This is a genomic window from Pseudohaliea rubra DSM 19751 (assembly GCF_000764025.1).
Lineage (GTDB): Bacteria > Pseudomonadota > Gammaproteobacteria > Pseudomonadales > Halieaceae > Pseudohaliea > Pseudohaliea rubra.
This window is the reverse complement of sequence record NZ_KN234764.1, coordinates 1-14,623: the sequence shown is the minus strand read 5'-3', so window position 1 is coordinate 14,623 and position 14,623 is coordinate 1. Positions and strand designations below refer to the sequence as shown.

10 protein-coding genes are annotated in these 14,623 nt (G+C 65.1%); 3 read left to right on the top strand and 7 right to left on the bottom strand.

Annotated elements, in window-relative coordinates:
- Positions 1–42 precede the first annotated feature (42 nt).
- From HRUBRA_RS08560 to HRUBRA_RS08555, 3 genes are all read right to left on the bottom strand, one after another.
- On the bottom strand, positions 43–1,347 hold the full coding sequence (locus HRUBRA_RS08560; protein ID WP_035516318.1) for a TAXI family TRAP transporter solute-binding subunit: 1,305 nt from the start codon (positions 1,345–1,347) through the stop codon (positions 43–45).
- Positions 1,344–1,493: a hypothetical protein gene (locus tag HRUBRA_RS15290; protein WP_154664298.1), complete on the bottom strand. Its 150-nt coding sequence runs from the start codon at positions 1,491–1,493 to the stop codon at positions 1,344–1,346. The genes HRUBRA_RS08560 and HRUBRA_RS15290 overlap by 4 nt, the downstream gene beginning before the upstream one ends.
- A 177-nt stretch (positions 1,494–1,670) precedes the next feature.
- Complete coding sequence (locus HRUBRA_RS08555; protein ID WP_052094557.1) at positions 1,671–3,659, bottom strand: S8 family serine peptidase; 1,989 nt, start codon at positions 3,657–3,659, stop codon at positions 1,671–1,673.
- A 325-nt stretch (positions 3,660–3,984) separates the two neighbouring features.
- On the opposite strand from HRUBRA_RS08555, the gene HRUBRA_RS08550 reads away from it, so the two are divergent.
- Positions 3,985–5,649 (top strand): BCCT family transporter, encoded by a 1,665-nt coding sequence (locus HRUBRA_RS08550; protein WP_084592553.1) that lies wholly within the window; start codon positions 3,985–3,987, stop codon positions 5,647–5,649.
- A 3-nt stretch (positions 5,650–5,652) separates the two neighbouring features.
- On the top strand, positions 5,653–6,066 hold the full coding sequence (locus HRUBRA_RS08545; RefSeq protein WP_035516316.1) for a universal stress protein: 414 nt from the start codon (positions 5,653–5,655) through the stop codon (positions 6,064–6,066).
- A gap of 26 nt (positions 6,067–6,092) precedes the next feature.
- Here HRUBRA_RS08545 and HRUBRA_RS08540 read toward each other — a convergent pair whose 3' ends face one another.
- The 4 genes from HRUBRA_RS08540 to HRUBRA_RS08525 form a co-directional block, all read right to left on the bottom strand.
- A complete protein-coding gene (locus HRUBRA_RS08540; RefSeq protein ID WP_035516314.1) occupies positions 6,093–7,790 on the bottom strand; it encodes a putative bifunctional diguanylate cyclase/phosphodiesterase in 1,698 nt (565 codons plus the stop codon).
- Between the two features lie 271 nt (positions 7,791–8,061).
- Entirely contained in the window at positions 8,062–10,038 is a 1,977-nt protein-coding gene (locus tag HRUBRA_RS08535; RefSeq protein WP_035516312.1) for a putative bifunctional diguanylate cyclase/phosphodiesterase, read from the bottom strand.
- On the bottom strand, positions 10,035–12,062 hold the full coding sequence (locus HRUBRA_RS08530; RefSeq protein WP_035516311.1) for a putative bifunctional diguanylate cyclase/phosphodiesterase: 2,028 nt from the start codon (positions 12,060–12,062) through the stop codon (positions 10,035–10,037). Before HRUBRA_RS08530 ends, HRUBRA_RS08535 begins: the two co-directional genes overlap by 4 nt.
- A 95-nt stretch (positions 12,063–12,157) precedes the next feature.
- The gene (locus HRUBRA_RS08525) at positions 12,158–12,592 is read right to left on the bottom strand and encodes an Lrp/AsnC ligand binding domain-containing protein (protein ID WP_456107048.1); all 435 of its coding nucleotides are present in this window, start codon (positions 12,590–12,592) and stop codon (positions 12,158–12,160) included.
- A gap of 198 nt (positions 12,593–12,790) precedes the next feature.
- Here HRUBRA_RS08525 and putA point away from each other — a divergent pair.
- Positions 12,791–14,623: bifunctional proline dehydrogenase/L-glutamate gamma-semialdehyde dehydrogenase PutA (gene putA / locus HRUBRA_RS08520; RefSeq protein ID WP_035516391.1), on the top strand; the 1,833-nt coding region annotated here is incomplete at its 3' end.

Below are 14,623 nucleotides of genomic sequence, written 5' to 3'. Positions count from 1 at the left end.
CTTTCCCCCATCCTTTGCTGGCTCAACGATCTCACCGCTTAATCAGCCGTGGTTCGCCTGCAGCAAATCATCTCCCCGCCTGCGTACGTAATCCAGATGATGCAGCAGCGTATAGGCCTGTTTGCGATAGCTGTTGGGCAGGTTGGCGCGCAGCAGTTTCTTTTCGATCCCGTCCAGCTCGGCGCGGAGGGTCCGGAGCCTCGCCGCGTCGAGGGTCTCGCCGTGCTCCATCAGCTCGGCATCGATTTCATGGACCCGCGTGTAATGGCGGTAGACGCGGCGGTTCAGGATCGCGCCGTAGAGCGCCGGCAGTACCCGCAGCAACGGCAGGAGCAGCAGCAGTGCAGGCAGGACGACGAGGAGCACGCGGTTGAACTGCGCGACGATCCAGTAGGGCAGGTAGGCTTCCAGAGGACTGAAGCCGTCCGCGAGCAGCTTGGCGGCATAGCCGTCGGCCGCCACCGCGAGGTCCGTCGCGGCGGGATAGTCCCGGTCCGCCGGCAGGATGCCCTCGCTGCCGTGTACCTCGAGCACGGCGTGGATGAGGCGGTTCACCAGGGCAGGGTGCAGGTCTTCCCGGGCGATCAGGCGCGTAACCAGGGCCAGCAATTCGACGTCCTGTGGTGGTCGCGAGTGCCCGTAGTCCAGGATGCCCGAGGGCAGGGTCAGCAGGCGGGCGCCCGGAAGCTGCAGACTGAGGGCCTCGCTGTGCGCGAGGGTCATCAACTGTAGTTCCGCCGAGGCCAGCAGCGGCTTGAGGTAGCTGGCGTCGGCGGGCGCGACGAAGAGGCCGACGGCCACCTCACCTGCGAGGAGAGCGTCCGCCGCAGCGGCGCCGCCGAGGGGAAGGGTTGCATCGGATTCGAGGTTCGTCGCCCCCGCCAGCTCGGCGATGCGATCCGCGACCAGGCGGGTGCCGCTGTCTTCACTGCCCGCTGCTAGCTGTCGTGCGCCCCAGAGGTTGGGATCGTTCGGCACCGTACCCTGTGCAAAGATCCAGAGCGGCTCGACCTGCACGGCTGCCAGGCCTTTGCTGCCCGGTTCCAGGGGGATCCCCCCCTGAACCAGGGCGATGTCTGCACCGTCTTCGTCCTCGAGAAGGGCGGCGTTCTCCCCGGACCCATGAGTCTCGATGATCTCCAGGGTGATGTCATCACGGGCCAGCACCCGGCGGTAGGCCAGGGCGGTGTCATGGTAGGCGGAGCCCGGGGCCCCGGCCGCGATGCTCAGTGACGCCGGTGGCAGCAGGTCCAGCTGCCGCAGGACATAGCCGGTGGCGCTGGCTACGAGGCCGAGAAGCAACAGGCCGAGAAGGAGGAACGGGAGGCTTCTAAGGAGGGCTTTCACGTTTTGTGCCGCCGACCGGGGATGTCGGCACCCACGCTGGCCTGTTGGCACCGTGCTTTGAGCGAGAGCTGTTTGCCGGACGGATTGCGAAGGAGGTTTACGGCCTCCGTGATGCCGTAATTCTTCAGGTCGATTTCAACGGCCATAGCTTTCCACCCCCGGGTGTGGTCTTCATGCCTTTGCCTGCGCTGGCCTGGCGCCTGCCACTATACAAAGCAAGCGTGACGGTGCCCAGCGCTGCCAGTGCTGGCTCTTTCGTCTCGGGGGTGGAAAGAAAAACGCCGGCAGGGCCGGCGTTTTTCACAGGGGCGTGCGCACCGTGCCTACCAGATGACGGTGATCTGCTCGCCGCTGTCTGCGCTGAAGCGCACGGCCTTCACGTTCTTCCGGACCGTAGCGGCGCACGCGCTTGCCTCACGGCAGCTTTGACCGCTATCAAAGCTGCCGCTGAGCGGTGAGCCATCGCTCCAGCTGACGACAGCCTGCCAGCGCTTGCCGAGATTGGCGGTGCTGCTGACCAGCGTTGCATCGTTGCCTTCGTTCGGATCCGTCACGGTCACCGTCGTCCGGGTGGTGGCGCTTGCGCCGCCGTCATCGGTCACCGTCAAGGTGACGGAATAGCTGCCGCCCGCCGCGTAGTCATGGCTGGTGCTGGCGCCGGATGCGGTTGTTCCGTCACCGAAGTCCCAGCGGTAGCCAACCACAGTGCCGTCGCTGTCGCTGGAGTCGCTGCTGTCAAAGCTGCAGCCGAGCTCGGCGCAAGTGCTGCGGATGCGTGCTACGGGCGCCTCGTTTGGCGGCGGCGCGCTGCTGACGCTGATGTTTCTGCTGGCGCTGGCGCTCAGGCCGTCGTTGTCTGTGACCGTCAGCGTGACCGTATAGTCGCCTGCCGCCGCGAAGCTGTGGCCCGCTGTGAGGCCGCCCGCGGAAGTGCCGTCACCGAAGTCCCAGTCGTAACGCTCGATACTGCCGTCGCTGTCGCTGGAACTGCGGCCGTCAAAGGTACAGGTAAGGTCCGGGCAGTCACTGCTGAAACCGGCGACCGGCGGTTGCTTGGCCGGCGGCTCGCCGCCGACAAAGGTGGCTGTATAGCTGCTGACATCCAGCAGCGGCTCCTTGATGCCGTCGCCGGAATCATCGACGTAGTTGTAGTTCCCGGTAGCTTTCAGGTAGCTGTCGATCTCCGCGGCGTTCATACCGGTGGAGGCGAGCAGCGCGGCTGCGCCGGCCACATGGGGAGCCGCCATGGAGGTGCCGCTGATGGTCGCGTAGGCGCCGCGCTCCAGCGGGTACGTCGAGCGGATGCAGACGCCGGGTGCTGCGAGGTCAACCGGGGCGCCGTAATTACTGAAGTCAGCGAGCGTATCGTCGATGTCGTTCCGGCAGGTGGGGCTTCCAAGGCCGCCCTCGAGGCCGTCGTAATCGGCGAGGGCCGAGACGGTGATTGCGCTGGGCACGAAGGCCGGGGAGTAGTTGGCGCTGTCTGCACCGCTGTTGCCGGCGGCGACGACCACCACCACGTTGCTGGCAACGGCATTGTCGATGGCCGTCTGGTAAGCGGTGCTGACGCCGGAGCCGCCGAGGCTCAGGTTCATGACCTCGATATCGCCCTGGGCGACCACCCAGTCGATCCCCGCGATGATGCCCGAGGTATAGCCGCTGCCGTTGCTGTCCAGGACTTTGACGGCCCAGAGCCGCGTGCCGGGCGCGACGCCGACCACGCCGATGCCGTTGTCCAGCGCAGCAATGGTGCCGGCCACATGAGTACCGTGGGATTCGTCGTCGTCTCCGCTCATGGCGGCGTCGCAGAAGGTCTGTTGCTTCCAGGCGGGGCCTTTCCCGGTGGTTTGCAGGCAGTTGGCGCCGCCGACGACATTGAGGTCGGGATGGTCTACGTCGATCCCGGTGTCCAGCACGGCCACATCGACATCGACGCGTCGATCGTTGCCGCTTCCGATTGCCAGGTTGTCGTTGGTCTCTGCAAAGCTGCGGGTGATACCCGTGGGTACGCCCTGGGACACCACCTGTTGCTCAAGATCCGCTTCGATGCTGTCGACGAGCGGGTGCCGCCGGAGCGCTTTGATTGCCGCGGCCGGCATCTCGATGGAAAAACCGTTCAGCACGTTCTCGTAGACATAGCCGACCCGTCCGCCTCTTTCCTGCGCGATGCGCGCGGCAAACGGCCCCCCCTTGGTGCCCTCCTTGAGCGTCACAATATAGCGCTCCTGCTCTCCGGCGCTGCTTGGATCGGGGGCGGCCCCGAGCACCAGGGCAGCGGCAACCGCTGCGGTGTAATGATGGATTTTTTTCATTAGTGTTCCTTGGTGGTTTTGTGCTTTCCCTCCCAAAGCTTGCGGGCAGGCTGGCGACAGCGCCAGCGTCCCGGGAGTATTTTTGGTGAAGTGTGCGCCGGTTCTCATTCGTTACCCGGGTGGTGGCGTAATGCGGCGCAGGGCCCGCAGAAATGAAGTAGGCCTGAAGCGGGTGATGCCTTGCGGTCTTTACCTTCCGGCCGGGGCTGGTTAAGGTCGATTCGCGTCGGCATGGGCCCATGGTCCGGCGCCGCAGGGGGAACAGTCCGTGTCCCCGCGCCGCAGCCCGGCCGGCACAGCGCTCATAACAGAAAGGCCTTTACCCATGCCCAACAAGAAGCAGGCCGCGCACATTGATGAGCTCGCAGAGCTGGCCCGGGCCGAAGGGCTTGATGACTATACGTCTGAACATCGTGTTGGCGAGGACAACATCAAGACCCTCGGTCTTGATGTGCACAACCCGGTGTTTCTTATCTCGGGTAGCACCATCGTGCTCGTCGTGGTGTTTGCGCTTGCTCTTCCCGGCCTCGCCGCCGATGTCTTCGGTCAGTGGCGCGTCGCCCTTACCACGCAGCTCGACTGGTTCTTCATGGCCGTGGCCAACCTGGTGCTGCTGTTCTGTCTTTTTCTGGTCCTGTCGCCCCTCGGTGCAGTGCGCCTCGGCGGTCCTGATGCCCGCCCACGCTACGGTTATGCAAGCTGGATCGCCATGCTGTTTGCCGCGGGCATCGGCATCGGCATCATGTTCTACGGCGTGCTCGAGCCGATGACTCATGCGCTCACACCGCCGCTCTCTGCAACCGGGGTGACCGGCGCGGAGCGCCGGGGTCTGGCTATGGCCGCGACCATCTACCACTGGGCCTTTCATCCCTGGGCCGTTTACTCCCTCGTTGGCCTGTCCCTGGCGTTCTTCAGCTTCAACAAGGGGTTGCCGCTGGTCATGCGCTCGGCGCTCTATCCGGTCTTCGGTGAGCGCATCTGGGGTTGGCCGGGGCATGTGGTCGATGTGCTGGCGGTGTTCGCGACGCTCTTCGGCCTGGCCACGTCCCTGGGCTTCGGCGCCGAGCAGGCGGCCGGCGGCATTGCCTATCTCTTTGGCATACCCAATGCGAACTGGCTGCGGGTGGCCGTAATAAGCCTGATTACCTTCCTGGCCCTCGGCTCGGTGCTGCGGGGCCTGGATGGGGGGATCAAGCTGCTCAGTGAGCTGAATATGGGCGCCGCTGCGGTGCTGGGTGTCTTCGTGCTGGCGCTGGGGCCGACCTGGGACATCCTCTCCGGTCTTGTCCAATACAGCGGCGCCTACCTGCGCTACCTGCCCGAGCTGAGCAACTGGGTGGGGCGGGAAGACGACTACTACATGCACAACTGGACGACCTTTTACTGGGCCTGGTGGATCGCCTTCTCGCCTTTTGTCGGCATGTTCATCGCGCGTATCTCAAGCGGACGCACGGTGCGCGAATTCATCGTAGCGGCACTGCTCGCCCCATCGGCGATCTTCATCCTGTGGATGACGATTTTCGGGGAGACTGCCATGAACCAGTATTTCCTTGAAGGCTGGCAGGGCGTGGCAAAGACTGTGCGGGAGTTCGAGCCGGAGCTGTCGCTGTTCGTGTTCCTTGAACGGTTTCCGCTCACGCTGCTCACCTCTGCTCTGGGCGTGCTACTGGTGCTGGTGTTCTTCGTCACCTCCATGGACTCGGGCTCGCTCATCGTCGACACCATGACAGCCGGTGGCAAGATAGAGACGCCCGTCGGTCAGCGCATTTTCTGGTGTATCTTCCTCGGCCTGCTGGGCGTTGCGCTTATGCTCGGCGGCGGGCTGAATTCCCTGCAGGCGCTGGCCCTCGCCTCGGCCTTCCCCTTTTCTCTGGTGATGCTGCTCATGATGGTGAGCCTCTATCGGGGGCTGCGCGCAGAGCGGCTGCTTCTGGCAGTGGCAGAGGCGGAGTCGGAAGCAGAAGCAGAACTTGCCGTGGAGGGAGGCTGAACCATGTACTCACGCATCGGCGTGCCCGTGGACCTTGCCCATACGGACACGCTGGAAAAGGCCATCGAAAGTGCTGCGGTGCTGGCCCGAGCCTTTGCCGCACCGATAGAACTGGTGGCGGTCACCTCGCCATCACCGAGCGAAGTGGCCCGCGACCCCCATGCCTTCGGTGAAAAGCTCGCGGCCTATGCCGCAGAGCTGAGCAGGCGTCACGGTGTGCGCTTCACCGCGCATGCCCGTGTCTGTGATGATCCCACCGTAGCGCTCGACCGAACGCTCTTTGAGGCCTTTCATGAGCTCGGTGTTGACCTGCTGGTAGTCGCCTCCCATGTTCCCGGAGTGCGGGAATACGTGTTTTCTTCCAATGCGGGTTGGCTGGCGAGTCATACGGATCTCTCCGTATTAGTCGTTCGTTGACGGTCCCGCAGCGATGCGTGTCATGTTCAGCGCCCCGGGCTTCTTGACGGCCAGGGAACGGCCGCCATGGATCTGGGTGGCTGCCCGCCGAGCTGGGCCACCAGAGCCTCGAAGCTCGTGCTCGCCATCGCACCGTGGAAGTAGTTACCCTGGGCGTAGTCACAGCCCATATCGCGCAGAAGCGCGGCCTGAGCGGGGGTTTCCACATATTCGGCGATGACGCGGGCGTCCAGTTTGTGACTGATGTCGATTACCGCGTGGACCAGGCTGCGGTTTTTCGGGTTGTTTTCCAGGTTGGCGATAAAGCTGCCATCGAGCTTGACCAGGTCGACGTTGAGCTCGTGGAGGCGTGCCAGGCTCGACTGGCCGGTGCCGAAATCATCGATCGCCACGCGCATGCCGGCGCGCCGCAGGCCTGCGGTAACACTGGCCAGGGGCTCGAGACTGTCAATCACATCGCTCTCAATGATTTCAACCGTCAAGTGCCGTGCCGTTGCCGGTTGCGCTCGAGCGAAAGCAAGGAGCTGCTGGTACATGTCGCTTTCCAGCAGGTCCCGCGCGCTCAGGTTGAAGCTGAGGTATAGCGTACGAAAGACCGGGTCATTGGACCAGCCTTCGAGCTGCTCGATAACCTGGGTGAGATTACGTTGATTGAGGGCGTGGATCTGATCGGAATGAACAGCCAGGCCGAGGAAACGCGCCGGCGACCACAGCGTATCGCCGTCCACCTGCCAGCGGGCCAGGCCCTCAGCGCCGCTGATACGCATGGTCGCCAGCTCAACAATCGGCTGGTAATGGAGGCTTACGGAGCCGTCGGCAATCGCCCGGCGTAGCGTCTCGATGTTCTCCAGCCGGTGCTCGCCGACACCGTCGAGGCGGTCGTCAAAGAGCAGGGCGGCCTCGCCGCCCTTTTCACCGGCGCGCCGTGCGGCCCGGCGTGCAGCCTGGTAGAGCCCGTCCAGGTGACTGCCGTTATCCGGGAAGCGCGCTGCGCCAATGGCCGTGCGCAGCGTCAGTGCATAGCCCGCAAGGAAGACCTCCCCGTTGAGCGCGTGGCGGAATTGGCGCAGACGCTCGGCGATATCTGCTTCACTCAGGGCCCATTGCATAAGGACCACGAACTCGTCAGCGGCGAAGCGGGCCACGATGTCCCGCGGCGTGCAGCAGCCCAGGAGCAGGCCGGCAACCCGCTTCAGCAGCTGGTCGCCGGTAGCGAAGCCATAGCTGTCGTTCACGTCGGAAAAATCGCGGATATTGATGACGACAAGGCCGTGGGGCTGCTGGTGGTCATCGCTGCGCGCCAGCTCACGGTAGTGTTGCTCAATCCGCTGGCGACTGAACAGGCCGGTGAGCTCATCGCGGAAGGCCAGCTCGCTGAGCGTCCGCTCCCGCTCGGCCCCCTCGGCGAGGGCGCCCTCGAGGGCGGCCGTTCGCTCCGCAAGCGTCGTCTTCAGGGTGCTCTGGAGTGTCAGCAGCCGTGCGCGGGCATTCAACCAGGCGGCACCGAACAGGGCCGCCACCGACAACGTCAGGAGCAGCGCCGAAGCATTTGCCGGCAGCAACCATCCCGCGGTGTTCGCGCCGTCATGCTGCGATAGCCTGATGGCTGCGAGGCTGCCGAGGGCAGCGGCGAGCAGTGCAACGCCGGCGCCGGCGGCCAGGCGAGACAGCGTGAAGGCCGGCTCCCCTGCGGTCGTCGGTTCTTTCTGGTCAGCTTGCGGCATGAAGTTAATTCGGGAAGCCCCCCCCTGATAGGGGAGCATGCCACAGTTCGCCCATAAGTTGCAAAATGCAATCTATGCCTGCCTGGTGCTATCCGCTTGCCTGAAGCCGCGGCCTGGGTGCGCGAAAACCTGACGCGGGGCGCTTCGGTCCTGGTCTGCCAGCGCAGCCTCAAGCGAGCCCCTGCAACAAGCGATGGCTGCGCCGCACTTCCTGGTTCGAGCGCGGGGTGCTTCCGGGACCCCGGCGCCGGGTGGTCCGGCTGCGGAAGCGCTAGCAGTACTGGTATTTCAGTGTATCGGGCGCTCGGCCCTGGCGTACGAGGTGCTCGAAGCGCACCTGCGGGAGGGCCTGGGCAACGAAGCTTCCCTGGCCGAAATCACAGCCCATGTCGCGAAGGAGGGCGACCTGTCCGGCCGTCTGCACGTATTCGGCGGTAACCAGGGCCCCCAGCTTATGCGCGATGTCGATCACCGCCCGCACCAGATCCCGGCTCTCCTGCCGCTGTTCAATCTCGGCGATAAAGCTACCATCGAGCTTGACCACGTCGACCTCGAGCTGATGCAGCCTGGCAAGGCTCGAATAGCCGACGCCGAAATCGTCGATGGCAAAACGCAGTCCCCGGCGTCGCAGACGGCGGATGGTATCGCGCAGCGCATCCATATCGCTCACGACGTCGCTCTCGGTGATTTCGATCGTGAGCCCGAGCGGCGCGTTTGCCCGCCCGTGACCGAGAGCATCCAGCTGTTCGACGATTGCTTCGTCGAGCAGATCCCTGGCGCTTAGGTTAAAGCTCAGCCCTATGGCTGCAAGGTCCGGGTCGGCTCGCCAGCTGTCGAGGAGTCCCGTTACCTGGCGCAGGTTGCGCAGGTTGAGCTCCTGCATTTGTCCTGACTCGTCCACCAGGGGCAGGAACTCTGCGGGGCTGCGCAGGGCGCCGTCTTCGGGCTGCCAGCGCGCCAGCCCCTCGGCGGCCACTACGCGCATGTCGTCGAGGCGGACAATGGGCTGGAATTGCAGGTGGATGGCATTGGCTACGAGCGCGCCGCGCAGTTCCTCAATCATCGCCAGCCGGTGCTCGCCACGCCCATCTCGGGCCGGATCGAAGACAGCCAGTGCGTGGCTGCCCTGGCTGCGTGCCCGTGCCCAGGCTCGCCGGGCCGCACGGTACAGGCCCGACAGATCACGGCCGTCTTCCGGGTAGCTTGCGACGCCGATGGCGCAGCGCAGGCTGATGGCGTGGCCGGCAACGTAGATTTCCCGATCGAGCTGTTGCTGCAGATAAGCCAGTTTCTCGTCGAGGCTGCCCTGGGCCCGCGCCCAGCGCAGTACCACGAGGAATTCGTCGGCGGACAGGCGGGCGACGAGGTCCCGCCGGTCGCAGGCCTGGAGCAGGCGCTGGGCAAACTCCGTGAGCACGATATTGCCGATGGCGTAACCGTAGGTGTCGTTGATGTCGCTGAAGTCGCGCAGGTTCACCAGGGCGACGTTGTGGGGCAGGCCCGCGAGGGATTCATCCTCGGGGAGATCGTCGTAGAAGCGATCGATACGATGGCGGGAGAGAAGGCCGGTGAGCTCGTCGCGGTAGGCGATACGCTTCATCTCCTGCTCGCGCTCCAGCGCGACGTTGAGCGCCTGTTGCAGTTCCGATGTGCGCGCTGCCAGTGCATCTTCGAGGCTTGCCTCGCTGGCACCGAGGCGGCTCAGTGCCCTTCGATAGGCGCCCAGCAGGCTGCCGCCGATGACCGCCATATAGGCGACTCCGAGGCCGAGGGGAATCACCTTGTAAGTCCAGCTGCCTCTGATGGTGGCCGCATACTCGGGCTGGGCGAGGGGGCTTAGCGTCAGGCCTGTGCCCTGCACAAAGCCGGTCGTGCCCAGGAGAAAGGCAACGATAGCGAGAGTGATGCCCGGTCTGCAGAAAACGATCGAAAACAGCACCACGACGAGCCCCATGGTGCTCGGCGGCGCCTGGCGCCCGAAAAGCAGCTGAGTGCTGACAAAGAGCAGCAGCGCAAGCATTACAAAAGCGACCGCTTTCAGCGTCGTACTCAGCCGGTGGCGGAAAGCGCCCAGCAGGAGACAGACTGCGCCGCTCACGGCGAACAGGGTTGCCAGGGGACGCCCGGGCACCAGTACCGGTCCTGTCGCGATCAGCGACGCCACAATGAGCATGATCGGCCCGCTCATGAGGATAATGCGGTCGCAGATGCGTCCGCGCAGCTCTGCCTGGATGAGTCCGGTGTTCAACCCGGGGTCCTGCGGGCTGCCGTGGCGCCGCTGTTGTTGTAGCGGCGCACTTCCTCCTCGAGCGCATCCGTTGGCAGCGCCATGGCAACATATTCTCCCTGGGCGTAATCGCAGTGCATTTCTCGCAACAGCGTTGCCTGCGCTGCCGTGCGCACGAACTCGGCGGTGACACGCGCTCCGAGGCGATGGGCAATATCGATCACCGCGCGCACCAGGTCCTGCGTCTGCGGGTCAGTTTCCAGGTCGATTATGAAACTGCCGTCAAGCTTGACGATGTCCACAGACAGGCGGTGAAGGCGGGCGAGGCTCGAATAGCCCACGCCGAAGTCGTCAATGGCGATGCGCAGACCCAGCGCGCGCAGTTCGGCGATGACCGCCTGCAGCGCATCGAGGTCCGCCACCAGGTCGCTTTCCGTCAGCTCGATGATCAGGCGGCTGGCGACATCCGGTTGACGACGGACGCGCTCCATAAGCGCCTCCGTGCTGGCGGGTTCCAGGAGTTCGGCGGCGGAAAGATTGAAGCTGAGCGCGATGTCGCCAAGTGCAGGCTGATCGGACCAGCTTTCGAGCAGTTCGAGAACCTGCTGGAGGTTGCGGTCATTGAGTTCGGGCATGCGGCCGTCCTGCACGGCCAGGGGCAGGAACTGCCCCGGCGAGCGGCTGGTGCCGGTATCGGGCGCACTCCAGCGCAGCAGACCCTCTGCGCTGACGATGCGGTTGTGGCGCAGGTCGAGGATCGGCTGGAACTGCAGTGCTATGGCACCGCCGTCGATGGCATCGCGCAACGCATGAAGATCGGCCAGCCGCTGTTCGCCGACGCCGTCGAGGGTGGCATTGAAAAGTTCGGTGGTCGTGCCGCCGTGCGCTTTTGCGCGTGTCCAGGCGCGCTTCGCGGCCCGGTAGAGCCCGGTGAAATCCTCGCCGTCGTCCGGGCACCGGGCGGCGCCAATGGCGGCCTGCAGGCGCACCGGGTGGCCGGCCACATAGCTTTCGCCATCCAGGGCCCGGCCGAGTTGCTCAAGGCGCTGCTGCACATCCGCGGCGTCGTGGATCCACGGCATGATCACCAGGAACTCATCGGCCGCCAGCCGAGCGACAACTTCGCTTGGTCGCGCCGCCTCGAGCAGGCGGGCGCCTGCCTGGCGGAGCAGCAGATTGCCCTCGGCGAAGCCGAAGCTGTCGTTGAATGCGTTGAAGTTGCGCAGGTTGACCAGCGCGAGCGTGTGCGGGCCGCTCAGGGTGCTGTTCGGTTCCCGTCGCTGCGCGTACAGCTCCTCGATACGATGCCGGTTAGCGAGGCCCGTGAGGTCATCCTGATAGGCGAGCTGGCGCGCCCGCGCATCGCTTTCTCGGACCTGTTGCAGGGTTCTGGTGAGATCTTCCGTGCGCGCCTGCAGCCGCTGTTCCAGGACAACTTCTTCGGCCTCGAGGTCGCGCAGGGCGCGCGCATAGGCGCTGACCAGGCAGGTCACGATGATCACCAGGTTGCCCAGCAGAAAGATCATCGCCCCCGAGCGGTAGCCCCAGTAAGCGGAGGAGCTGAGCAGCATCGCCAGGTCCGACTGTTCGAGCACGGCGTTGTTCCAGCCGCCGAGACCGATGGCCAGGGACAGGGAGACGAGCCACGCGCCGGCGGCGACGGCGAGGCGAAGCTGACCGAAAACGACAAGAAGGATGATTGCAACGGGCCCCATGGAGCTGGCCTGGGACAGCGGCCCGGCGTGCAACTGCAGCGCTGAGGATACGGCGAGAAAAGTGACCGCCAGCACAAGCATCCTGCGGCGTGCGGTGATACGTCCTCTGAGGAGGACAAGCGTGCCGTAGACGCTGATGGTCAGCAGGTAGGTCGCCAGCCGAAACCAGTCTCGGGCCTCGACAAGTCCTGGTAAAAGCCAGACGAAGACGAGGAGCGACAGGGGGCCGGAAAAAAGCAGTACACCGCGTGCAATGGCACGGTCCAGCTCCTCGCGCTGGTCGCCGGGCAAGGCCTTCAAAGCGAAAAGCTGATGGAAGACACTTCCCATGATGCCAGTTTACTCCCTCACGCTGCCCGCAGTCCTGAAAGTAAGCAAAAATTATCCTCAAAAATCACGTTCCCTGTTAAGGAAACGGGCGCCTCTTAGCGAGGAACATTATCAAGGGGAATAGCCGTCTCCGATTTGACCTCTTCGATCACCACGTAAGTGTGCGTCTGCGCCACGAGCGGGATAGCGGCGAGCTTCTCGCCGAGGAAGCGCTGGTAGTGCTGCATGTCCGCGCAGCGGATCTTGATCAGGTAGTCGAAGCCCCCGGCGACCATGTGGCAGCTCTCCACTTCGGCCAGGGCCCGCATTTCCCGGTTGAAGGCGCGCAGATTCTCTGTGCTGGTGTTGGTCAGCAGCACCTGGATAAAGGCTACGGTGTTGGCGTTGAGCAGGGCGGCGTCCGCGAGCGCGACGTAGCCGGTGATGAAACCGTCCCGCTCCAGGCGGCGCACGCGCTCAAGGCAGGGTGTGGGACTCAGTCCCACGCGGCGGGCGAGGGCGACATTGCTGAGCCTGCCTTCGCGCTGCAGCTCGCACAGAAGGGCCCGGCGATGCGATCGAGGTGACGCGTCTTGCCCATGGTTGCTGTCCCTGGCTTCTGCCGTCCAGATAAAACTCCGTTATGCCTGTAAGAGTAGCATTCTATCCTGCTATTTTCGGAAATACGGCGTCACATATCGCGCTAACTGTGCAAAATGACGAAGATACTTATCGCACAGGACCGCACCATGAGTGATTCCCTCGACCCGCTGCGCAACGCCATCCGCGCCGCGACCCATGCGCCGGAAGAAGTCCTTCTCGAGGCTTTTGTCGCCGCGCCGGTCCTCGGCGGCGAGCCGCGCGAGGCGGCCCGGGAAGCGGCCGTAGACCTGGTGCGTCGCTGCCGCAGGCAGCGGCGAAAGGCCGGCACCCTTGACGCGTTCCTGCAGGAGTTCGGTCTTTCCAACAAGGAAGGGATTGCGCTCATGTGTCTGGCCGAGGCGCTCCTGCGCGTCCCCGACGAGGAAACGGCGGACCGGCTCATCGCCGAGAAGATCCAGTCCGGAGACTGGGGCTCGCACCGGGGCAAGTCGGCCTCACGCTTCGTCAACGCCTCGGTCTGGGGCCTCATGCTCACCGGCCGCATGGTGCGCCTTGAGGAAGAGGCGGTGAGCGATACGGGTTCCTGGATGCGACGGCTGGTCAACAACCTCGGTGAGCCCGTGGTCCGCCAGGCCGTGCTCCAGGCGATGCGCATCATGGGCGGTCAGTATGTGCTCGGGCGCACCATCAGCGAAGCGCTGCAGCGCGGCGTCACGGAGAATCGCCGCGGCACGCGTTTCTCCTTTGATATGCTCGGCGAGGGCGCCCGCACCGAGGCCGATGCCCGCCGCTACTTCAATGCCTATGCAGACGCGATCCGTGCCATCAGCACCGGCGCTCGCGGCCGCTCCGTGGTCGCCGCCAACGGCATCTCGGTGAAGCTCTCCGCGCTGCACCCACGCTATGTATTCCGCCAGGAAGGGCGGGTCAAGGAGGAGCTGCTGCCGCGGTTTCGCGAGCTCTGCCTCCTGGCCGCAGCCGGCGGCATCGGCCTGTCCATCGATGCGGAGGAATGCGACCGCCTGGAGCTGTCGCTCTCGCTCTTCGAGGCCCTGGCCCGGGACCCGGCGCTCGCGAGCTGGGACGGGCTCGGCTTTGTGCTCCAGGGCTACCAGAAGCGTGCGCTGGCGGTGGCCGACTGGCTCGTGGCCCTCGGCCGGGAAACGGGGCACCGGCTGCCCGTGCGTCTTGTAAAGGGCGCTTACTGGGACAGTGAGATCAAGCACGCCCAGGAACAGGGTCTGGCGGACTACCCGGTGTTTACCCGCAAGTGCCATTCGGACCTTGCTTATGAGCAGTGCGCGGCGCGCCTTCTCGACGCCCCCGATGCGATCTACCCGCAGTTTGCCACCCACAACGCGCATACGACGGCGGTGGTGCGCGCCCTGGCGGGTGACAAGGAATTCGAGTTCCAGCGCCTGCACGGTATGGGCCAGCTACTGTACGACGAGCTCCAGGATCAGGACCCGGAACTGCCTGTGCGCGTCTATGCGCCCGTGGGCAATCATCGGGACCTGCTGCCGTACCTGGTGCGGCGGCTGCTCGAGAACGGCGCGAACAGTTCCTTCGTGAACCGCTTCCTCGATGCGCGGGTGCCGCCGGAGGAACTGCTCCGGGACCCGCTCGTGGAGGCCGAACAGCTGCCCGGCTGGCGCCATACGCGCATTCCCGCTCCCCGGGACCTTTACCGTGCGGAGGCGCTGCCCTGGGCCAATGCACGGGGCATTGATCTGGCGGACCCCGGGGCGGTGGCGGCGCTTGTCGATGCCATGGCGGCGGGGGTGGCGCAGACCCACCGCTCCGCGCCCCTCGTCGGTGGCCAGGAGCTGCCCGGGGAGGGTCGTCCCGTGCGCAACCCGGCGGCACCGGAGACGGTTGTGGGTGAGGTTGTCGACGCGGACGCCGACGCCGTTGACGCGGCCCTTGCCGCGGCGAGCGGCGCCCAGCCGGCCTGGGACGCCGCCGGTGTCGAGGCACGG